General features: G+C 59.5%; 18 protein-coding genes and 1 pseudogene. 9 read left to right on the plus strand and 10 right to left on the minus strand.

The window, feature by feature from the left end; genetic code table 11:
- A pseudogene (locus tag IG616_RS23145) lies at window positions 1-111 on the plus strand (IS110 family transposase); the annotation flags it as partial.
- Between the two features lie 107 nt (window positions 112-218).
- Window positions 219-932, plus strand: coding sequence for an HAD family hydrolase (locus tag IG616_RS14245; protein WP_192148834.1), 714 nt, complete (start codon window positions 219-221; stop codon window positions 930-932).
- Window positions 933-1,471: 539 nt separating this feature from the next.
- Here IG616_RS14245 and IG616_RS14250 read toward each other — a convergent pair.
- The 5 genes from IG616_RS14250 to IG616_RS14270 form a co-directional block, all read right to left on the minus strand.
- Window positions 1,472-1,711, minus strand: coding sequence for a hypothetical protein (locus IG616_RS14250; protein ID WP_192148835.1), 240 nt, complete (start codon window positions 1,709-1,711; stop codon window positions 1,472-1,474).
- Between the two features lie 25 nt (window positions 1,712-1,736).
- Complete coding sequence (locus IG616_RS14255; protein ID WP_192148836.1) at window positions 1,737-2,213, minus strand: GNAT family N-acetyltransferase; 477 nt, start codon at window positions 2,211-2,213, stop codon at window positions 1,737-1,739.
- Window positions 2,214-2,215: 2 nt separating this feature from the next.
- The gene (locus tag IG616_RS14260; protein ID WP_192148837.1) at window positions 2,216-2,614 is read right to left on the minus strand and encodes a rhodanese-like domain-containing protein; all 399 of its coding nucleotides are present in this window, start codon (window positions 2,612-2,614) and stop codon (window positions 2,216-2,218) included.
- A 67-nt stretch (window positions 2,615-2,681) separates the two neighbouring features.
- Window positions 2,682-3,134: a DNA polymerase III subunit chi gene (locus IG616_RS14265; RefSeq protein WP_192148838.1), complete on the minus strand. Its 453-nt coding sequence runs from the start codon at window positions 3,132-3,134 to the stop codon at window positions 2,682-2,684.
- A gap of 615 nt (window positions 3,135-3,749) precedes the next feature.
- On the minus strand, window positions 3,750-5,249 hold the full coding sequence (locus tag IG616_RS14270) for a leucyl aminopeptidase (protein WP_192148839.1): 1,500 nt from the start codon (window positions 5,247-5,249) through the stop codon (window positions 3,750-3,752).
- A 231-nt stretch (window positions 5,250-5,480) separates the two neighbouring features.
- Here IG616_RS14270 and lptF point away from each other — a divergent pair, with 231 nt between their 5' ends.
- The 6 genes from lptF (at window position 5,481) to rsmA (ending at window position 13,221) form a co-directional block, all read left to right on the plus strand.
- Window positions 5,481-6,665, plus strand: a complete 1,185-nt coding sequence (gene lptF / locus IG616_RS14275; protein WP_192148840.1) for an LPS export ABC transporter permease LptF — start codon at window positions 5,481-5,483, stop codon at window positions 6,663-6,665.
- 4 nt (window positions 6,666-6,669) lie between these two features.
- Window positions 6,670-7,764 (plus strand): LPS export ABC transporter permease LptG, encoded by a 1,095-nt coding sequence (gene lptG / locus IG616_RS14280; protein ID WP_192148841.1) that lies wholly within the window; start codon window positions 6,670-6,672, stop codon window positions 7,762-7,764.
- Window positions 7,765-7,771: 7 nt separating this feature from the next.
- Window positions 7,772-10,177: an LPS-assembly protein LptD gene (locus tag IG616_RS14285; RefSeq protein WP_209007518.1), complete on the plus strand. Its 2,406-nt coding sequence runs from the start codon at window positions 7,772-7,774 to the stop codon at window positions 10,175-10,177.
- 235 nt (window positions 10,178-10,412) lie between these two features.
- Window positions 10,413-11,345 (plus strand): SurA N-terminal domain-containing protein, encoded by a 933-nt coding sequence (locus tag IG616_RS14290; RefSeq protein WP_192148842.1) that lies wholly within the window; start codon window positions 10,413-10,415, stop codon window positions 11,343-11,345.
- 2 nt (window positions 11,346-11,347) lie between these two features.
- Complete coding sequence (gene pdxA / locus IG616_RS14295) at window positions 11,348-12,367, plus strand: 4-hydroxythreonine-4-phosphate dehydrogenase PdxA (RefSeq protein ID WP_192148843.1); 1,020 nt, start codon at window positions 11,348-11,350, stop codon at window positions 12,365-12,367.
- Window positions 12,367-13,221, plus strand: a complete 855-nt coding sequence (gene rsmA, locus IG616_RS14300; protein ID WP_192148844.1) for a 16S rRNA (adenine(1518)-N(6)/adenine(1519)-N(6))-dimethyltransferase RsmA — start codon at window positions 12,367-12,369, stop codon at window positions 13,219-13,221. Before pdxA ends, rsmA begins: the two co-directional genes overlap by 1 nt.
- Window positions 13,222-13,692: 471 nt before the next feature.
- Here rsmA and IG616_RS14305 read toward each other — a convergent pair whose 3' ends face one another.
- The 3 genes from IG616_RS14305 to IG616_RS14315 all read right to left on the minus strand — a co-directional run bounded on the left by IG616_RS14305 (window position 13,693) and on the right by IG616_RS14315 (window position 18,448).
- On the minus strand, window positions 13,693-15,480 hold the full coding sequence (locus IG616_RS14305; RefSeq protein ID WP_343072376.1) for an ABC transporter ATP-binding protein: 1,788 nt from the start codon (window positions 15,478-15,480) through the stop codon (window positions 13,693-13,695).
- Between the two features lie 113 nt (window positions 15,481-15,593).
- Window positions 15,594-17,375 (minus strand): aspartate--tRNA ligase, encoded by a 1,782-nt coding sequence (gene aspS, locus IG616_RS14310; RefSeq protein WP_192148845.1) that lies wholly within the window; start codon window positions 17,373-17,375, stop codon window positions 15,594-15,596.
- 455 nt (window positions 17,376-17,830) lie between these two features.
- Window positions 17,831-18,448 carry a ParA family protein gene (locus tag IG616_RS14315; RefSeq protein ID WP_192148846.1) on the minus strand — a complete coding sequence of 206 codons (618 nt, stop codon included), beginning with the start codon at window positions 18,446-18,448 and terminating at the stop codon, window positions 17,831-17,833.
- A gap of 226 nt (window positions 18,449-18,674) precedes the next feature.
- On the opposite strand from IG616_RS14315, the gene rnd reads away from it, so the two are divergent.
- Window positions 18,675-19,850, plus strand: coding sequence for a ribonuclease D (gene rnd, locus IG616_RS14320; RefSeq protein WP_192148847.1), 1,176 nt, complete (start codon window positions 18,675-18,677; stop codon window positions 19,848-19,850).
- Window positions 19,851-20,140: 290 nt separating this feature from the next.
- Here rnd and IG616_RS14325 read toward each other — a convergent pair whose 3' ends face one another.
- Window positions 20,141-20,899 carry a hypothetical protein gene (locus IG616_RS14325; RefSeq protein ID WP_192148848.1) on the minus strand — a complete coding sequence of 253 codons (759 nt, stop codon included), beginning with the start codon at window positions 20,897-20,899 and terminating at the stop codon, window positions 20,141-20,143.
- A gap of 762 nt (window positions 20,900-21,661) precedes the next feature.
- On the minus strand, window positions 21,662-22,243 hold the full coding sequence (locus IG616_RS14330; RefSeq protein ID WP_192148849.1) for a TetR/AcrR family transcriptional regulator: 582 nt from the start codon (window positions 22,241-22,243) through the stop codon (window positions 21,662-21,664).
- Between the last annotated feature and the right edge of the window lie 17 nt (window positions 22,244-22,260).

Consider the following 22,260-nt stretch of genomic DNA (forward strand, 5'->3'; position numbering starts at 1 on the left):
CGGCTTATACAGAACGGCAAAAAGCCAATCGTTGCCATCTCGGCTCTCATGCGCAAGATCATCGTCATCCTCAATGCCAGAATCAGAGAGGACATCGCAAAACAGAGTTGATGACGAACGGAGGGGCTTGCTCGTACATCCGGCTTTGCTTGCCTACGGAAAGCATATCTATTGTAGCATCAGGTCCGAATCCGGTTGCAGTCACCCACGAGCCCGCCATGCCCCTCACCACCCTTGGCTTTGATGCCGATGACACGCTCTGGCACAATGAGACGGTGTTTCATCTGACCGAAGAGCGCTTTGCGCAGCTGCTTGCGGCCTATGCGGACAAGGATCATCTGAAGGAACGCTTGCTGGCAGCGGAGCGGCGGAACCTCCGGCATTATGGTTACGGCATCAAGGGCTTCGTGCTCTCCATGATCGAAACAGCACTGGAGGTGACGGAGGGCAAGGCGCCGGGCGCCGTGATCTCCGAGATCCTGGAGGCCGGGCGGGACATGATGACCCATCCGGTCGAGCCCCTGCCCCATGTTGCCGGAACGCTGACCGCCCTGAAGGACGACTACCGGCTGGTGCTGATCACCAAGGGCGATCTCTTCGATCAGGAGCGCAAGGTGGCAGAATCCGGTTTGGCGGATTGCTTCGATGCCATCGAGATCGTGTCGGAGAAATCGGCGGAGACCTACAAGACCCTGTTCTCCCGTCATGGAACCGGTCCTGAAGAGGCCCTGATGACGGGAAATTCGGTCAAGTCGGACATCCTGCCCGCATTGGAGGCTGGATCTATCGGCGTCCACGTGCCCTACGCGATCACTTGGGGACTGGAGCAGGCCGAAGCCCCGTCAGCACATGACCGGTTCCACCGGCTCGACCATATCGGCAAGCTGCCCGAGCTGCTGACAAGGCTGGGGCAGAACGGTATGTGGTCCTGACAGAGGCGTCAGAGCAGCCGTTCAAGGCCGCGGATGCCGGTAGACCAGATCCTGCGGCTCGTGGCGCGGGGCCTGCGGGTCGATAACAGCTCCCAGACGCTCCTACCGAGTCACATCCGAATTTCAGGACAGCCAGCCGCTTTGTTTTCTACACCCTCATAGTGATACGCCGCGAGGCTCGAAACCGAGTTAACTGCCGACAGACTTCGTAGGGACTTGGATAGGGACCGCCCCCATTGTTTTGGGCTACCCAGAAATTAAGATGGGGCCCCTAGAATGGTAAGTCCTTACTGCGTTTAGAGATAGCCTTTTTCATCAAGCTGGCCACACGATCCAGGTCCGCCTTGATTAGCTTGACTTGCGCGTCAACCTCGTCAGTTGACAGGCAGCTTGACCCGAAACGCCCACGTAGAGGAACAAACGAGACCCCGGAAATCTCATCATTCTCATAACCAAAACACTCGATTGTTCTGCTCATTTTCTGCTCCAACTTTGTCCGGGCACTTTGCAAAAAAATGCAAAGTGCCCGTAACACAATGCTATTTCCCCCGCGATGCGATAGACGTCTTTAAGGCGATCATACTGATTAGATTTGAATCAATAATCTTCTGAAGATTTTCTGCCGCAGCTCTCATTTCACAGAGCTGATCATCGCTGTATCGCCGATCCGCTTTCCCGATCTGCTCCGCAGCACTCTTGAGCGTTTCAGAAGCATTATTGATTGTTTCAACAGTGCCAGCCGTCAACTTTTCTGCATCAACGTCATCACCAAAAATCATCTTCTACTCCCTGAATAATATTGCCTTACATATATAGGAAGCAGACTAAGTTTTTCACACCCCTCCCCGAACGATGCTCGGCCAGTTTGCGCGAGCGGTCATTGTCCGGGTCGATGTAACTGACCAGCGTTTCCAGACCGAGGGTTTCAAAGGCCCAGGCGCGGAAGGCAGAGGCCGCTTCATAGGCAAACCCCTTGCCCTCAGCCTGCGGATAGACCAGCCAGCCGAGCTCCTTTTCCGGAAACAGCGGACCGTGATTGATGCTCACCTGTCCAAGGCAGACGCCTCCGGCCTTTTCCTCGATCATGAGTGAGCCGTGACCAAAGAGCGGCCAGAGGGCCACGTCATGACAAAACAGGCCCCAAGCCGCGGCCTCGTCGTGGGGGCCACCCATATAGCGGGCGCGGTCCGACTGCATCAGCGCGGCGTAGTCCGGCCAGTCCACCATGGTCATGGGCCGGAGGAGCAAGCGGTCCGTTTCCAGTGTGGGTGCGGTTGTCACGTTCAATCTTCCTCAGGCTTTTCGACAGGCCCGCCCTTGGCGGCCCAGTCATTAAAGCCATCCTTGAGGTGCGCGCAGGCAAAACCCATGTCATTCAGTGTTGCAACTGTCAGTGCCGAGCGCCAGCCGGAGGCGCAATGGAAGACGAAGGTCTTCTGCTCGGCAAAGATAGGCTTGAAATAGGGGCTTTGAGGATCGACCCAAAATTCGGCCATGCCGCGCGGACAGTGGAAGCTGCCAGGAATGAAACCGGAGCGCTCCCGCTCCCGGATGTCACGCAAATCAACGATGACCACATCCGGATCGGTCAGCATGTCGAAGGCTGCCAGGGTACCGATTTCGCGAATCCGCGCCTTTGCCTGCTTCACAAGCTCCGCGGAGGACACTTTCAAACCTGTCATCGCCGTCTCCCCTCTTTATGCTTCTGCACCAGCCCTGCCGCCGGTCTCAAGCTTTGGCCAGACCTGCTCAGGCCTTGCGCTCCCAGCCCCCGCTGTCAGTCTGTTGCCAATAGGTCAGATTGAACCCCTCCGCCTTGACCGTTTTCCACAAGGCCCTGGCATCTGCAAGTGCATCCGGGTCATTGCCGTCAAACATATAGACCGCCCGCTGATAGCCCTGAAGCGGTGGCGGCGTGGCGCGGTCAATCAGGAAACGCACTTCCGCACCATTGGGGTTGTCTGGTCCGTCTGTCAGATAGACCGGCTGCAATTCGGCATAGCCATCCTCGCGCGTGCCATGCGGGAGAAAACTGTCGCCTGAGAATGTCCACAAGTGGGCGTCGAGAGCAGCGCAGCGCTCCGGCGTTCCGGTCTGCACCACCACCTTCCAGTCCCGCTCCAGACATTTCAACAGAAGTTTTGGAAGCGCGGATTCCAGTGGCTGATGGAGCAAATGATAGAAAAGAACGTCGACACTCATACAAGAACCGTGCAGCCAGACATCACAGGATTGGCCGTGTTCGCACGGCCCTTTTCTCACCTGCCCCATGTGATGCCGCGTTGCAACACCTTGAAGAGGTTTGCATCAGGCCTAGGTTCCGCCATGGACAGGACAAACGAGTCGTATCATTAACCCTTCGCAAATGTCGATTGGCTAGGAATTTCTAGCCGGGGATAGTCCGTGACGCGCGTCACGGTTTCCGCATCGGGCAGTGGTTAAGGTTGTGTCCGGTGTTCTTGGGGGTTTTTATGATCGCACGCGTATTGGTGTTTTTTGCTCTCGTCTTCGCCATGGCTGGCGCAACGGCCGGCATGGGGCTCATCGTGACCGAAGAGGCAACGGCCTGTCATGCCTACAAGGCTTGCTAACCAAGCCTTTGCAGCGAAGCAGTGAGTGAATTTAAAAACCCGCCGTTTCTGGCGGGTTTTTTGTTTGTTTTTCTGAACACACGGACCGGCACCAAGCTGTCCCGGACGCAGCGAAGCGCAGATCCGGGACCTCTTCATGACGCCTGTAGAGAGACGCCAGCAGTCCCCGGCTAGAAGGCCGGGGCGGCGCGGGAGAAAGCTGAAAGGCCCAAGCCTGTCAGCCGCCTCATCCTTCGTAGAAATCCGCGACCAGGCGGTCCAGCAGGCGCACGCCATAGCCGGTTGCCCAGCTTTGATTGTACTCGTGCTTGGCCGGGCCGAACGCGGTGCCTGCGATGTCCAGATGCGCCCATGTCACATCATTGGTGAAGCGCTGCAGGAACTGGGCCGCGGTGATCGAACCGCCCGTGCGCCCGCCGGTGTTCTTCACATCGGCATTCGGCGTATCGATCAGCTTATCATAGGCCTTGGACAGCGGCATGCGCCACACAGTTTCCCCGGACGCGGTGCCCGCGGCGGTCAGACGCTCTGCCAGCTCGTCGTTGTTGGAGTACATGCCAGCGTTCTCGTTGCCGAGTGCCACAAGAACCGCGCCGGTCAAGGTTGCAAGATCTATCATCAGCGCAGGCTTGAAGCGGTCCTGAGTATACCAGAGCGCGTCGGCCAGAACGAGGCGCCCCTCGGCATCCGTGTTCAGGATCTCGATGGTGGTGCCCGACATGGCGGTCAGGATGTCTCCCGGACGGTAGGCACCCGCATCCGGCATGTTTTCGACAAGGCCGATGACGCCAATGGCGTTGACCTTGGCCTTGCGGCCCGCCAGCGCATGCATGAGGCCGGTCACTGCAGCGGCCCCGCCCATGTCGCCCTTCATTTCGTCCATGCCGGCGCCCGGCTTGATCGAAATGCCGCCGCTGTCGAAGACAACGCCCTTGCCGACAAAGGCTAGCGGGGCCTCGTCTTTCTTGCCGCCGTTCCAGCGCATGATGGCAAGGCGCGGCGGACGCGAAGACCCCTGAGCCACGCCAAGAAGCGCGCCCATCTTGAGCTTCTTCATTTCCTTTTCGCCGAGAATCTCCACCTCGACGCCGAGCTGCTCCAGCTCCTTTGCCTTGCCGGCAAATTCCTCGGTGCCAAGATCATTCGGCGGCAGATTGACGAGGTCGCGGGCAAGGCAGACGCCACCGGTCACGGCCTCGTACCGGCTCCAGGCCTTCTTGGCGGCCTTGGCATCCTCGACGGCAAACTCGATCTTCACATTGACCGGAGCCTCGTCACCGGTTTTGGGCGTTTTGTAGGCATCGAAAACATAGGAGCGCAAAACAGCGCCCATGGCCACGAGCGCTGCCTTGTCCGCCGGAACGGCCTCTTCGCCCGCGAGATCGAACACCACAGTCACACGGGAAGCCTTGGCCGCGGCAGCGCTTGCCTGAATGGATCCGCCAAGCTTCAGCCAGTCGTCTTCCGTATAGGCTGCGACGTCTCCGGTGCCGAAAACGAAGAGGCGGTCAAGCGCCAGTCCTGCCGGGGCGATCAGATCCAGCGAACTGCCTTTCTTGCCCTTGAAACCTGCAACACCAGCAGGCCGCTCCAGGCCGCCGGTCAACTGCGACACGAGCTCTGCTGCGGCCTTGCCCAAGGCCAGCCCCTCGCCCGCCAGCACGGCCACGACACCGTCTTGCGGCGTTTCCCCCTTCGTGAATGAAATTTTCGTCAGCTTGCTCATGTCAGCTCACTTATGCCTTTCAAAATCCGGATGCCCGCTCAGACGGACATTTCCGCCGGCTGGCACAAAACTGCGCCGCGATCATGCACCCGCCGGACAGGTTCCATCAAGTGCGGCAAAAATTAATTGCCGTTAACCAAGCTTGTTGAGATCCCCTTCACCAAAAACCATGTTATTGCAAGGGGAATGCCGGCGGCTTGACCGGCCCAGAAGGTTGTCATACTCAGCGGCATGAAAATCCTCGAGCGCTATATCATCCGCCGTGCCTTCATGGTTTTTGCCATGACACTTGCGGCCATGACCGGCGTGGTCTGGGCAACCCAGGCTCTGCGCCAGCTCGATCTGGTGACGTCCAAGGGCCAGACCCTCATCCAGTTCATCTCCATCACCATGCTCGCCATGCCTTTTCTGGTCGTGATTGTCGCCCCTTTCGCGCTGATGATCGCCCTGGTGCTGGTGCTAAACGCCCTGTCTGGGGATAGCGAGCTGATTGTGATCAATGCGACGGGCGGATCCCGCTTTCTGGTCCTGAAGCCCGTGCTGATCTTCGCCCTGGCCGTCATGGCACTCTGCGCAACGCTGTCTCTCTATGTCGCCCCGCTCGGTCTTTATCAACTACGCGAGGAAATCACGCGGGTCCGGGCAGATCTTGTTGCCAACATCGTTCAACCGGGGCGCTTCATCACCGTCGAGAAGGGACTGACCTTCCATATCCGGAACCGTTCCGGCAATGGGACACTGGAAGGGCTTCTCATGCATGACACCCGCGAGCCCGACTCCGCCTTCACCTATCAGGCAGAAACCGGCCACATCGTCGAGATGCAGAACCGTACGCTGCTTGTCATGCAGAACGGCACAATCCAGCGCAAGCCACAGGCGGAAGGCGATATTTCCATTGTCCGGTTCCAGTCCTATGCATTCGACCTGTCGAGCCTGATCCCGCAAGCCTCCACACCGGTCTACAAGGCCAGCGAGCGGACGACCGGAGACCTTATCGCCCCCTCGCCGGATGACACTTACGCGAATCTGCACCCGGACAGGCTCCGCCAGGAACTGCATGACCGTTTCAGCCAGCCGCTCTATCCCGTGGCTTTCGCGCTGATCGTATTCGCGTTCCTTGGCCGTGTCCGGACCACGCGCCAGAACCGCAACATGGCGGTGCTCGGTGCCATCGTTTGCTGCGTTGGTCTCAGAACTGCCGGTTTCGGCGTCACCGCCGTTGCGGGAGACGGCGCCCTGACGACGGTCCTGCTTTACCTGGTTCCGCTTCTCGGCGTCATCCTTTCAACCTGGACCATCCTCAGGGATGAGCGCCTGTCGCCGCCCAAATGGGCAAACGCATGGCTCGAGGTGATCGGCGAGTGGATCGAGCGGATGGCAGACCGGATCAACGGCCGCGCCAACGGGGTATCGTGAACCCATGATACTCGGACGGACACTCACTCTCTATTTTTCCGGCAAATTCCTGAAGGCCATTTTGGGCCTGTTCCTGCTTGCCGCGGTTCTCATCTACCTGTTCGATGTTCTGGAACTGGTGCGCCGTGCCAGTGACCGGGAAGGCTTTTCAGTTCTCCGGGTGGCACTCATCTCTCTGCTGCGCGTCCCCCTGCTGCTGGAACAGGTTATCCCCTTTGCCGTTCTTTTCGGGTCGATTGCAGGCTTCGTTGCCCTCAGTCGCGCGCTTGAGCTGGTCGTGACCCGCGCTGCCGGGATCTCCGTTTGGCAATTCACCCTCCCCGCCGTTCTGGTTGGCCTGCTTCTGGGCGGGCTGTCCGTCACAGCCTACAATCCGGCGGCTGTCTGGCTGCAGCAGAAGTCCGACGAATATGCCTCGGGCCTCTTCGGTTCGGATCAGGGCATGCTGTTGAGCACCACCGGGGATGTGTGGGTGCGCCAGGATGGCCTGGACGGGGAATCCGTGCTTAGGGCCACACAGCTCCTGGATGGCGGTGCACGTCTTCTGAACGTGACCATCTTCACCTTCGACCACAGCGGCACATTCCAGGAGCGGATTGAGGCCAAGGAAGCCGTGCTGGGCCGTCAGCTTTGGAACTTGAAGGACGTGACGGTCTACACAACCGATGCCGATCCGCAACACTATGGATCCTATTCAGTCAGCACGTACCTCACCCCGACAGAAATTCGCGAGAGCATCGGCTCTCCCGAATCGATTTCCTTCTGGAATCTGCCCCGTTTTATCGAGCTGGCCAGTAACGCAGGTCTGCCAGCCTACCGATATGCCTTGCAATATCAGACGCTTCTGGCTCGTCCCCTGCTTTTGGTGGCCATGATCCTGATTGCTGCAGCGGTTTCCCTTAAAGTTTCACGCTTCGGAGGGCTGGGCCGGATGATTCTGGGTGGAATCCTTTCCGGCTTCGTGCTTTACGTTCTATCGGAGCTCGCGAGGGACTTTGGCGGAGCGGGGATTGTGCCGCCTTTCGTCGCCGCTTGGGCTCCAGGGGTCTTTGGAGTGCTCATGGGGCTTACAATCCTGCTGAATCAGGAAGATGGGTGAAGATCGAGTGACTAGTGCTTCTTCCATGGTCCTGGCCCTGGATAAGGGATTTGCATCGTGCAGGTCTGTTGCGGCCGCGCGAACCCTTCTGTTTTGCCTTGGCCTGTCCGTCTCCGCGCTGACCCTGATTGCTGCCGCTCCGTCCGCCCGGGCGCAGGACGCGCTTGCCCAGCAACTTGGCGGCAAGGTGCGCGCTGATGCGCAGATGCTGCTGGAATCCCGTCAGATCACCTATGATTTCGACCGTGACCTGATTGTCGCCAGCGGCAAGGTGCAGATCTTCTATGACGGCTATACGGTCGAAGCCGACCGCATCGTCTATGACCGCAAGAATGGCAAGATGTCCGCACGCGGCAACGTCATCATGACCGAGCCGGACGGAAACGTGGTGCAGAGCCAGGAGCTCGCCCTGTCCGAAGACTTTGCGAACGTCTTTGCCGAAACGCTGCAGATCGATACGCCGCAGCGCACGCGCTTCCTTGCAGAGCGCGCGAACAGGACCGATGGCAACGTCACAACATTCGAGAACGGCATCTATACGGTTTATACCCGGCCTACCAATCCGCCGGACAAACCGCCGCTCTGGCGCATCCGTGCCGCCAAGATCATTCACAACCAGCAGGAAAAGACCATCGAATACGAGGATGCCTCGTTCGAGTTTTTTGGCGCGTCCGTTGCCTACCTGCCCTATTTCTCGATGCCGGACCCGACGGTCAAGCGCAAGTCGGGCTTCTTGATTCCAGGTGGCGTGACGTCCAACAAGCTGGGCGTTGGCGTCACCATTCCGTATTACTGGGCCCTCAGCCCGAACTACGATCTGACGACCACCGTCTCGCCCATGAGCACGCAGGGCGTGCTGGGCGATGCGGCCTTCCGGCACCGGCTGTCGAATGGCATGTACACGGTCAGCGCCGCAGGTCTGATCCAGTCCCGTCCGGGGGAGTTTGAAGGCACCAGCGGTGACCGGCGCTTCCGCGGCGCGATCAACACCACCGGTTCCTTCCAGTTGTCCGAGAACTGGAAATACGGCTGGGACATCACCTACAAGAGCGACCGCTCGTTCTTCAATGACTACTCGTTCGTCAGCTTCGACGACAATGATGAGACGAGCGAGGTCTATCTTTCCGGCAACACGCTCCGCAACGGGCTGAGCATCCGCGGATACGCGTTCTCCCTGTCGCAGGAAGATTACACTCAGACCACCAGCAACCCGAGTGCAGCCTTCTCGCCGATCGGCCAGTCTCTGCAGGAAAAGCAGCCGATTGTCGCTCCCGTCATTGACTACGACTATGTTTTCGACGACCCGATCGCAGGTGGTGAGCTTTCCTTAAGCAGCAACTTCACCTCACTGACGCGCAGCGAAACGGACGCCTTCCGCCCGCAGGGTTCGACCACGGACCGCTTCCGCGGTGTTGATGGCACTTTCTCCCGCTTCAGCGTGAAGTCGGAGTGGCGCCGCACGTTCATCGATCCGATCGGACAGGTGTTCACGCCCTTCGCCTATGTCCGCGGCGACCTGTTCTTCCTGGCTTCTGCGGACAAAAACGTCACCGCCCTCACCGACGAAACCTTCGTTGGGCGTGCGATGCCGGCAGCTGGTCTGGAATACCGCTACCCGTTCATCGCGACCTTCGACGGCGGCAACCAGATTCTGGAACCGATCGCCCAAGTCATCGTGCGTCCGAATGAGCAGCGGATCGGCGAACTTCCGAACGAAGACGCGCAAAGCCTGGTCTTTGATGCCACAACCCTGTTCGACACGGACAAGTTCTCCGGTTTCGACCGGGCTGAAGGCGGCTCGCGGCTCAATGTCGGCCTGAGCTACAAGCTGCAGCTGGACGAAGGCTATTACCTGAGCACGCTCTTCGGCCGCTCCTACCAGATCGACGGCGAGAACTCGTTCGCCAAACCTGATATTGTCGGCACCAGCCTCAACTCCGGCCTAGCCACGGGCAAGTCCGATTATGTCGGCAGCATGTATCTGGACACCTACTACGGCGTGAAGCTGGGTGCACAGGCCCGCCTTGACGACAAGGACTTCAGCGTCCGCAGGTTCCAGGCACAGGCCACCGGCACCTATGGTCCAGTTGTGTCGTCTCTTGCTTACGCCTTCCTCGGAAGTCAGCCGGACCTCGGCATCAATGACCCTCGCGAAGAAATCGTCGGCTCGGCAAGCCTGCGGCTGGAAGAGAATTGGCGGATCTTCGGGTCCATGCGCTACGACATTCAGAACAAGGACGTGGTGCAGAATGGTCTTGGCGTCGGTTATGACGACGAGGGCTTTTCCATGTCGGTCTCCTACGCGGAAGACCGGAGCCGGAACAATGGCAGTGATGTCGACCGGATGTTCTATCTCCGCCTCGGCCTGAGAACGATTGGCAGCACGCAAGTCTCTTCCGGCTCGCTGAATTAACATTATCCGGCAACCCAGAAGCGCTGGCCGCCGTGACGAATCGCGGCGGCGCCATCATTCCGCCGCAGCAATGGCCTTTGTGGGTGCCTGGTGACTGGAAGAAATCGCCATTGGATGCCCAGCACCCTTTGAAATTGCCTGCCGGTTGTGCAAAATCAGAGAAACAGGACTTAAAGTGCCGGTACGGCAGAAACCGTTCCCGCATATATTTCAGGATTGATTGGAAAAGGTTTCGATGCGCATCTCCCTTTCGACCCTTAGTCTGGCTCTGGCAATTGCTGCGGCCAGCCCTCTGGCAGGCACTGTTGCCACAGCAAGGGCTGCGACGATTGAAGTCGTCGTCAACGACAAGGCCATCACGACCTATGAGATCCAGCAGCGGGCCCGCCTGATCACCTTGACCCAGCGCAAGGGCGGCGTTCTTGCGAAGAAGCTTGCCGAGGAAGAGCTCGTCAACGAAGTGCTGCAGCTGGCCGAAGCTACCCGTGTGGGCGTGCGTGTGTCTCAGGCCGAAGTGGATGGCGCGTTCGCAAACATTGCCAGGAGCGTGAAGCTCTCCCCGTCCCAGCTTGCTCAGGCGCTCGGCCAGAGCGGCGTGAAGGCAGACACCTTGAAGGACCGATTGCGCGCTCAGCTCGCCTGGGTCCAGACCGTTCGCCGGCGCTTCCAGGCCGATGTGCACATCAATGAAAGCGATGTCATTGCGGCACTGAGGAAATCGGACAAGGCCGATCAGGCCACCAGCATGGAATATGACCTGCGCCAGGTCATCGTCGTTGTGCCCGCCAAGGCGTCGGGCAGTTTCAAGTCCAAGCGCAAGAGCGAGAGCGACCAGATCCGCAAGGCCTTCAATGGCTGTGACGCTGCCGGGCCGGTCCTGGCGAAGTACAGCGAAGTCGTCATGAAGCCGGTCGGCCGCCGACTGGAGACCGAGTTGCCGGGCAACCTGAAGGACGACATAGAGAAGACCGAACCGGGCCGCCTGACCAAGCCGCAGCAGACCGGCAAGGGCTATGAGATGATCGCCGTTTGTTCGAAGCGCGAGCTTCAGTCGGACATTGCCGCCCGCACAGAGGTTGAAAACGAGCTTCGCGCCAAGGAAGGCGAAGCAATGTCCCGCCGCTACCTGATGGAGTTGCGCAGCCGGGCAACCATTATCGAACGCTGATCATGGCCCGTGACAAGATCTCTCTTGCGGTCACCTGCGGCGAGCCCGCGGGCATTGGCCCGGACATTGCCCTGCTTGCCTGGAGCGCCCGCAAGGCCCTTGGACTGCCGTCTTTCTACCTGAGGGCAGATCCCGGCTTCATCGCCCGCCGCGCCAAGCGGCTCGGTCTCGATGTACCGATCCTGGCTGTTGAGCCTGAGGATGCCACGTCCGTCTTTGCCAGGAGCCTACCGATTGTGCCCACGGGCTCCGGCCTGGAAGACACGCCGGGCATCGAGGCCCCCGCCTCAGCTTCCAGCGTCATTGCCTCGATCGAAGCCAGCGTCAAGGATGTTGCCGAAGGCAGGGCGTCTGCCGTGGTCACCAATCCGATCAACAAGGCCGCGCTTTATGGGGCGGGGTTCACCTATCCAGGGCACACCGAATTTCTTGGCCATCTGGCCAGCCGCCATTGGCCTGGAGCACCTGCAACACCGGTCATGATGATTGCCGGCCCCAGCCTGATGGTCGTGCCCATCACCATTCACATCGCGATTGCCGACGTGCCGGCTGCGCTCACGCAGGAGCTGATCCTCGAGACGGCACGGATTACGGCGGCAGACCTGAAGACCCGCTTCGGTATCCAATCGCCCCGGCTCGCCTTTTGCGGACTAAACCCGCACGCGGGCGAGAATGGAGCCATGGGCCAGGAAGAGATCACAGTCATCACGCCAGCACTCGAAATCCTGCGCGCTGAAGGGATTGATGCTCTCGGTCCTCTTCCCGCCGATACGATGTTCCATCCGCGTGCCCGCGAAACCTTTGATGTGGCGCTCGGCATGTATCACGATCAGGTTCTCGTTCCGGCCAAGACAATCGGCTTCGATGATGCGGTCAATGTCACACTTGGTCTGCCCTTCGTGCGCACCTCTCCGGATCACGGCACGGCTTATTCCCTGGCGGGCACTGGCAAGGCCCGTCCTGACAGTTTCGCTGCCGCCCTGCGCATGGCAGCTGCCCTTTCAAATCCCGGAGCGCTCTGATGGCTCAGATTGACGGCCTGCCGCCCCTGCGCGATGTCATTGCGCAGCATGGGCTGGATGCAAAGAAGTCCCTTGGCCAGAACTTCCTGCTCGACCTGAACCTGACCTCCCGCATCGCCCGCGCAGCCGCGCCTCTGGACGATTGCACCGTGCTGGAAGTCGGACCTGGCCCCGGCGGACTGACCCGTGCCCTGCTGGCGGCGGGTGCCAAGCGTGTCGTGGCGATCGAGAAGGACACACGCTGCCTTCCGGCTCTCGCGGAAGTTTCGGCCCACTATGACGGCAGGCTGGAGGTCATTGAGGGTGATGCGCTGAAGATCGATCCGTTAAAGATCGCAGGCGGTGACCGGATCAAGATCGTCGCCAACCTGCCCTATAATGTCGGCACCCAGTTGCTTCTCAACTGGATCACCACGCCGGAGTGGCCACCGTTCTGGGACTCACTGACGCTGATGTTCCAGAAGGAAGTCGGTGAGCGCATCGTTGCCCGGCCCGGCTCCAAGGCTTACGGACGCCTTGGCGTTCTGGCGGGATGGCGCACCGAGGCGAGCATGCTGTTCGACCTCAATCCCAAAGCCTTCACGCCGCCGCCGAAAGTCACGTCGACTGTCGTGCATCTTCTGCCCCGCAAGGAGCCTGAGCCCTGTTCCCAGAAGGCGCTGGAGCGGGTGACGGCGGCCGCCTTCGGCCAGCGCCGCAAGATGCTGCGCGCCAGCCTGAAGTCCCTTGGCGGCCCCACGGAAGCCGTGATCGAGGAGGCAGGCCTCCTGCCAACCGCCCGCGCCGAAGAGATCGACATTTCGGGCTTCGTCAGATTGGCGAATGGCTTTGAGGCCGCGCAGAAGCGTGGGTGAGCCCGAAACTTGCTGATTGGCGGCAGGACTATTGGGAAGCCGGGAAAACCCGTCGCGGACCTACCGATACCGCTGCACTCCCGTCCTTGCAGGGCTTGATCCTACAGACCCTTCGCTCACCTTTCCTCTCTGATAGGCGATGATTTTAGGAGGCGGAGCGGCATGGATGCCATGGTCAAGCAATGGCAGGATGGTGATGGAGGGAACGTCTCAAGAGGCAGGGCACGCCTGTCCAGTTTCCTCGCTCAGCCCCCACTTCGTCACCCCGGACAAAGGCGAAGCCGGAGATCCGGGGCCAACTCATTTGCAGAGCGTTCATGCCGGGGGAGAATCCAGGCTTGCCTGGATCGATCAGCCAATGTGGCAATGGGTGCTCAATTTCCAATAGAACCCGTTTTCTGCCAGGCCTAGAGTAGGCCCCGGGTCTCGCTTCACTCGCCCGGGGTGACATGCAGAAGGACAACTTCGCTCTCAAACCTTCGCCTGATCCGGCTCGCGGAACTGAAGGTCGCAGAGGCGGCGGTAGATGCCGTCGGCGGCATAGAGTTCCGCGTGGTTGCCGCTTTCGGCAAGCCGTCCCCGGTCCATGACGTGGATCTCGTCCGCATCGCGCACCGTGGCCAGCCGGTGGGCGATCACCAGCGTCGTGCGGCCCTGCATCAGGCGCGTCAGGGCAGACTGGACCTTTGCCTCGGATTCGGCATCGAGAGCAGATGTCGCCTCATCCAGAAGCAGGATCGGTGCGTTGCGCAGCATGGCGCGGGCAATGGCGATGCGCTGGCGCTGGCCACCAGAAAGGCGGCTGCCGCCCTCACCAGCCATGGCATCATAGCCACCCGGCTGGGCGATGATGAACTCGTGGGCGTTGGCATCCTGTGCAGCCTGCAGGATGTCTTCTTCGCTCGCCTCCGGGCGTCCAAGAGCAATGTTCTCGCGGATGGTCATGTCAAACAGGATCGTGTCCTGGGTGACCATGGCGATGTTCCGGCGCAGAGATGCGACTGTGACCTTTGAAATGTCCTGCCCATCAATCTCAATGGAGCCGGACTGAGGATCGTAGAACCGCTCAACCAGCGAGAAGAGCGTCGACTTGCCCGCTCCAGAAGACCCGACCAATGCGGTCATCTTGCCAGCCTGAGCCGTAAGGGTCAGGCCATGCAGCGCAGGCCGCTCGCCATAGGCGAAGTGAACGTCCGTGTAGCGGACCTCTCCGCGGCTGACATTAAGCTCCGCCGCGCCCGGCGCATCGCGCAGCGCTGGAACATCGTCGATCAGCTCATACATCAGCTTCACGCCGACAAGGCCGTTGTTGAGGTTCACATGCAGACGCGCCAAGCGCTTGGCCGGATCATAGGCCAGCAGAAGCGCGGTGATGAAGGCAAAGAAGGCACCGGGATCCTGCCCCCGGTTCACCACCGAATAGCCGCCATAGAGGATCACCAGAGCGATGGCGAAGCCGCCGAGGGTTTCCATCAGCGGCGAGGTCCGGGCAGTCAGGGAGGCGATCTTGTTGGACTGCTTCTCGACATCCGCGATCGCCGTGTCCATCTCGTGCTGCATACGCGGCTCGATGCCGAAGGCCTTGACGATGCGCACGCCGAGCGCCGTTTCCTGCACCACGGAGAGAATACGCGAGGTCGATACGAACTGGGACTTGGCATGTTTGCGCACACGCTTGACCAGCAGTGTTACACCAAAGACGGCGGGCGGCATGATGGTGAGGGACAGCAAGGACAGCAGCGGGTCCTGAATGATCATCACGGACACAAGGCCGATGATGGTCAGCACGTCACGGCCCACTGTCACAACAAGCATATCGATGACCGAGCGGGCCGCGCCCGTGTTGTGCTGGATGCGGGTGCTCAGTTCGCCGAGTGGGGTGCGGTCGAAATAGGACAGGTCCTGCTCCAGAACCCGCGCGAACAGACGCCGCTGACAGTCAGCAACGATGGCATTGCCGATCCGGCTCAGCACCACGGTCTGGCCGTAGGTCGCAACGCCCTTGACGGTGAAGATCACCATCACGGCTGCGGCGACCGAATAGATCATCCAGGGATCGCGGTTGATGAAGACCTGATTGATCACGTCCTTCATGATCCAGGCGCTGGCTGCGGTCGAGCCGGCCACAAGGCCCATGAAGATGAAGGCGATCACATATCGGCGGACATAGGCCCTGGCATTCTCAAGGAAGAGACGGCGGATCAACTGGAACGATCCGTCAGGATCGGTAACAAACGCCCATTTGCGAGGGTTGAGCACGTCGGCGCCCTTTCATGCGGAAGGGCCGGTTGCCCGGCCCTTCACTGATAACATCACTTCAATCGGCATCAATCCGCTCCGAATGCCGGAACACACGGAGCGATTTGCAAGCCTCAGTTGGCCGGCAGGTTCAGGCGCAGGTGCAACTCGCGCAGCTGAGCCTGGGTCGGCGGGGTCGGAGCGCCCATCAGAAGGTCCTGCGCCTGCTGGTTCATCGGGAACAGCGAAATTTCACGCAGGTTCTTTGCGCCGACCAGCAGCATGATGATGCGGTCCACACCGGCAGCCATGCCGCCATGGGGCGGAGCGCCATACTGGAACGCACGGTAGAGGCCGCCGAAGCGCTCTTCCACGTCCTGGGCACTGAGACCAACCTTTTCGAAGGCCTTGACCATCAGCTCCGGAGACTGATTACGGATCGAGCCAGAGGCGATTTCGAAGCCGTTACAGACCATATCGTACTGGTAGGCCTTGAGCGTCAGCGGATCCTGGTTTTCCAGGGCCTCCATCCCGCCCTGCGGCATGGAGAACGGGTTGTGTGCGAAGTCGACCTTCTTCTCGTCCTCGTTCCATTCGTAGAACGGGAAATCCACGATCCAGCACAGCTCGAACCGGTCCCGGTCGACCAGATCCAGGTCTTCACCAGCCCGGGTGCGGGCTTCGCCTGCGAACTTATAGAACTTGGACGGATCACCGGCGACGAAGAAGGCGGCATCGCCGTCTTCCAGACCCAGCTGCTGACGCAGGGCTTCGGTGCGCTCCTCGCCAATGTTCTTGGCGATCGGGCCTGCGCCCTCCAGCGTGTCACCTTCCTTGCGCCAGAAGATGTAGCCGAGACCCGGCTGGCCCTGGCTCTGCGCCCAGGAGTTCATGCGGTCGCAGAAGGCACGGGAACCGCCGGTCTTGGCCGGAATAGCCCAGACCTGGTTCTTGTCTTCTTCCAGCATGCGGGCAAATATCTTGAAGCCCGAGCCTTTGAAGTGCTCGGAAACGTCCTGCATCACGATCGGATTGCGCAGATCCGGCTTGTCGGAGCCGTACATGCGGATCGCGTCATCATAGGCAATCCGCGGGAACTCCTGCGTCACCGGTTTGCCTTCGGCAAACTCTTCGAAGATGCCGCGGATCACCGGTTCCATGGTGGTCCAGACGTCTTCCTGGGTCACGAAGCTCATTTCCAGGTCGAGCTGGTAGAATTCGCCCGGCAGACGGTCTGCGCGCGGATCTTCATCGCGGAAGCACGGCGCGATCTGGAAGTAGCGGTCGAAACCGGCCATCATCAGAAGCTGCTTGTACTGCTGCGGCGCCTGCGGCAGCGCGTAGAACGTGCCGGCGTGAATGCGGCTCGGTACCAGGAAATCGCGCGCGCCTTCCGGGGAAGAGGCGGTCAGGATCGGCGTCGAATATTCGGTGAAGCCGGTCTTGGTCATCTCGCGGCGCATGGCGGCGATCACCTGGGTGCGCTTGACGATGTTCTTGTGCAGCGTCTCGCGGCGCAGGTCCAGGAAACGGTAGGTCAGACGGATGTCTTCCGGATATTCCTGCTCGCCGAAAACCGGCAGCGGCAGCTCCTTGGACGCGCCCAGAACCTCGATCTCGCGGATGAACAGCTCGATCTCGCCGGTTGGCAAGCCAGCATTCACGGTCTCAGGCGTACGGGCCTTCACTTCGCCGTCGATGCGGATGCACCATTCGGAGCGGACCGTTTCGGCCAGCTTGAACGCGGCGCTGTCCGGATCGACCACGCACTGGGTCATGCCGTAATGGTCGCGAAGGTCAATGAACAGCAGGCCACCGTGATCGCGGACGCGATGAACCCAGCCGGACAGGCGAACGGTTTCGCCGACATGGGTGGCGCGCAGATCGCCGCACGTGTGGCTACGGTAGCGGTGCATGGTGTCCTCGATACGTTCGAATGCAAACAGAATAGGGGTGCCGCCCGCTCACAGCAGGCCGCGTTGGCCGGAAAAACCACTCCGGCAGGCCAAAGTCAAGGGATCGCGCCATGGCAAAGCGCCTTATCGACCGGTAGAGGCGGCAGAACGGGATAGAACTGAGCAAAAGAAGGAGAGACAGGGATCTGTACAAATTCCGGGAGGGGTCATGGCCTCGCGTCTCGCTCTACACCCTAGTTCCATTTCGTTGCAAAGCCATGCGCACTCAAACCGTCACCCCGGCCAAGCGCAGCGCGAGCCGGGGCCCACTCATTCGCAGAGGGAGTGCCGTTGTCCTTGATGGTACCGCTTCAGCAGGAGGATCTGCGAGTAGGCCCCGGCTCGCGCTGCGCTTGGCCGGGGTGACACTGCGTGTCAAACCCTGGCGCCTGCAACTGGACAGCCCCTCCCCGTCCTCAATCCAATGCCTGTAGAAGCGGCGTCCACTGGCTGCGAATCTCGCGTACGGACGCGTCGCGCCGGTCAAAGATGCTGGCGCCCTGTTCGGCCTCGCGCGCATAGACGATCCGGTCTGCAATCCGGCACAGAACCGGGTAGCCAGCCTCTGATAGCTTCGCTTCGAGGCTGTTCAGCGTACCCGCAGACCGGTTGACCCGGTTGGCAACCACCAGAATGCCCGCCTTGCCCTTACGGATCCGCTTCAGCTCTTCAAGCTTGGTCAGAAACTTCAGGCTGGCATCCAGGTCGAACACGGACGGCAGCACCGGCACCACCACATGATCCGCCTCCCCCACCAGATCCTTCATCCGCTCGCCGCGCAACCCGCCGGGCGCATCGACGACCAGATAATCCAGATCCTCTTCGGTCGGCGTGGTTTCCTTGCTCCAGTCCAGCCGGACAATCGCAGGCAGACTGGCATCGCGCCGTTTCAGCCAGGACAGGGACGATTTCTGACGGTCCGCATCCGCAAGCCCGGTGTCTTCGCCCCGGCCGGCAAAATAGGCCGCCAGGGACGTGGCAATGGTCGTCTTGCCTGCACCGCCCTTGGAATTCACCACCAGAATCGTTTTCATCCTCACCTCTTCCTTGCAGATCCGGCCAGCCCCAGCAGGGCCGCCGTCTTGAGATCGAGCCCGCCATCGGGCGTTTGACCTGCGATCTGTGACCGATTCCTGTGACCGTCAGACCACAATAGATCAGGAAAGGGCCAATCAGGGAGTAATCCGGCTTAATTCCTGTGGCCGAAAACGAGTATTTCGTGACGACAAAAAGGCCAGACTGCGGTATAGGATGTCCACCATGCATCTAATTACAAATACTCAAGATCTTGCCGAGGCCTGTGAACGCCTCTCCGCCCACGACTATGTTACGGTCGACACCGAGTTTCTTCGGGAAACGACTTTCTGGCCGAAGCTCTGTGTTATCCAGATGGCAGGTCCGGACGATGCCGTGATCGTTGACGCTCTTGCCGACGGGCTGGACCTTTCTCCGTTCTTCGCGCTGATGCGCGACGAAAAGGTGACCAAGGTGTTCCACGCCGCCCGGCAGGACATCGAGATCGTCTTCCATCTCGGCGGCCTGATCCCCTCGCCCCTGTTCGACACCCAGGTGGCGGCAATGGTCTGCGGCTTTGGCGATTCCATCTCCTACGACCAGCTCGTCTACAAGGTCACCGGCGCCCATATCGACAAGTCCTCGCGCTTCACCGACTGGGCCCGCCGTCCGCTGACCCAGAAGCAGCTCGACTATGCGCTGGCGGATGTGACCCATCTGCGCGACGTCTACCGCTTCCTGAAGGCCAATCTGGCCGAACAGAACCGCAGCCATTGGGTGCAGGACGAAATGCGTGTCCTGACGTCGGAAGGCACCTATCACACCGAGCCGCACAACGCCTGGCAGCGCCTGAAGATGCGCGTGCGCAAGCCGGTGGAGCTGGCCGTGCTGATGGAAGTGGCCGCCTGGCGCGAAGCAGAGGCCCAGGGCCGCGATGTGCCGCGCAGCCGGGTTCTCAAAGACGACGCCATCTACGAGATCGCCGCCCAGCAGCCGCAGAATGTCGAATCGCTCGGACGCCTCAGAACCATTCCGCGCGGCTTCGAGCGGTCCAAGCCGGCCGAGGAAATTCTCAAGGCCGTGCGCAAGGCGATGAGCATCCCGAAGGAAAAGCTGCCGAAGCTGCCCAAGGGCCGTCAGGCACCGGATGGGTCAGCGGCTGCCGTCGACCTTTTGAAGGTTCTTCTGAAGCTCGTCAGCGAAGCCCATGGCGTCGCCTCCAAGGTGATCGCCACCGTCGAGGACCTGGAAAAGATCGCCGCCGACGACCGGGCGGATGTGCCCGCCCTCGAAGGCTGGCGCCGGGAGCTCTTCGGCGAAACGGCCCTGCGGCTGAAGCGCGGCGAAGTCGCCCTCGCCTTCCGCGACCGCCAGATCGTCGCGATTGACCAGGACAGCCAGAACGCTCAGGCTGCGGAATAACGCTGGCTGCCCAGGTTAGACGCAATCAATAAAGCGCCTCAACGGGCGCTTTTTTGATTCCTGACGCCTTTTTTTGTGGGTTTCAGGCAAGAAACACGCAGAGGTTCTAATGTTGGGAAACAGAAGCCTGCTTCAATCGGAACGGGGCCGACGGCTTGTCAACAAGTAACCCAGCTAAGCGTATATTCGAGCTGACAAGAGGCAAAGGGCAACAAACGATGTCAATAGCCTTTGTTCGAAAAGCGTAGCCAATACCCTCTAAAACGTAGATCAAAAACTCTCCACTTTAGCTAAGCATCGCCAAGCATATCATCGTCAATCTGACGCAAGCGACGACGAACAAATTGTTTTTCTTCGAGGATTATTAACGAAAAATCACCCATCGCATTGGCGAGGTCATCCACTTTTTGAGGAAGTTGCTCCAGCGCGACAGCCTCGGCATACCTCATTCTCTCTTCATCCTCCGAAGAAACTTCGGGATCTCCCGTGAGTGCGGCAGGCGCTGATATGTCACAAAAACAAGCGCCCAACTGCTCAAGCGAGTGGATAACGTTTTGCCTAGCCTCCTCAATACTGTGCGTATCGCGCATACTTGCCTGAAAAGACTTCAGCTTTAATGTAATATCCTGGCATTCATGCATCTTATTGAATGCCCAATGAACATCCACAGTTGAAGGGTCATAATTTTCATCTTCTGGATATAGATAGATAGTTCTCAGTATTCCCTGAAGCAGAGACTGAACCTTATCGTCCTGGTATTTGGCGCGAGCTTCAATACCTTTCAACCTCTGGAGAATTGCATCACGAGCGGTAATGTCCTGCTGTAACTTCATTTTTTGAAGTTGCAGCCACGCAGGTCGTGCCGCGACAAAAGCTGCGAGAACCGCCAAGCCTGCACCGAATAATGTCTGATATTCACTAAAGGTCCGAACCAAAACGCAGCTTACGGTCGCGCAAGGTATGTTCGGATTGAGCGGGACAAACATGGCATTGGCACTGGCCAGCAGAATGAACCCCAAAAGAAAAACCAAGCCAGCCAACGGCACCATTCAAGCCCCCTTAGAAAGTACTGTTTCACGAGCCAGCCATAGCATTGGCATCACCTGCTTTCCCGTTCATTCTTTTTTGCAAGCGCTAACATAAAAAAATCCGCTTACTGGGGGCATCTGGCATGACAAACGGCTAATTAGGGCATTAGAAGACCTCAAGATATGTGGGCAAGGTCAGGCTATAAATGAAGGTGATGATAAGTGGCTTTTGGCACATTGTGTGGGCTTCAACCCCCTGATTACAAATCAGGTTCTCAACCGCTTGAATGGCGCGGTTCAAGGTTCAAACGCACCGGCCGTCATTATCCCTGTTCTCAAGGGCGTTGGATCAGGAACCCGGCCTTTCCCCCGCCGTCATCCCGCGCTTGACGCGGGATCCATTCCACAGTCGGGCAGCGGCCAGAGGGCTGTTTTTTCGTCTGGAGATCCCTTTCAGGTGCATCTGTCTTCCCATCCTAGGAGACAGGCATTGGATCCCCGGTCGAGCCGGGGATGACCGCGTGGAGAGGCCGGCTCGTCCATCTGGCTTTGCTTGCTTGCGGGAAAGCCTAAGTGAACCAAGGGAGACATCGCCAAGCATAGCGCGATACGTACCCCCTGCTTCACACCTTTAAACCGGCAGAAAGCCGCCGCCCGTATACCGTAAGCGTATGCGGCCCAAGCTACTAGGCTCATGCAAATGACTTCTGCGGTGGAAACAACTCTGAGAGTTCATTACTGGTGATTTTTCCCTACAGTCACAGCCTCGTGTGACGAAGCGCATCACCTCAATGAACGCTCTCCTATTCCTTCGACAACAATGCGGATGATGTGCCTGATTTCGTCTTCATTCAGCTGCCCTCTGGCGAGGAATGAGAGCATCGCCTGCCCGTAGATCCCCAGAAGAACGAGCGCCATAAAATTAGGGTCATCATCCTTGCGAATGACACCCTGCTGTTGGCCAAGGATCAGAATATCACTGACAAGACGCTGGAATGATGGCCGGTTTGGAGGCGGTTCGAGGGATGGCCGTTCAAGCGGGGCAAGCTCCAGCTTCGCAAGCGAGGGGTTTGCCATGCACCAGCGTGCGCTGTCGAGAAAGACGTCTTCGAGCAAAAGAGAGATATCCTCGCCAGCCGCTATGCGATCGCGATAGGGCGCGTCGTTTGCCTCCGTGCGGGCGATGAGCTGCAGGGCGATTTCGTCCTTTGAGGCGAACAAGTTGTAAACCGTTTTGCGGGTCAGTCCCGCACGCATCGCAATCTCCTCAACCGAGGTCGCAGCAATTCCCTTCTCCCGGAACGCCGCATCGGCAGCGTTGAGGATGAGAATTCGGGATCTTTCCGTTCGCTTCAGGATTGCCATATCTACACAATTGTATA

The organism is Roseibium litorale (genome assembly GCF_014842915.1).
In the GTDB taxonomy this organism is placed as follows: domain Bacteria; phylum Pseudomonadota; class Alphaproteobacteria; order Rhizobiales; family Stappiaceae; genus Roseibium; species Roseibium litorale.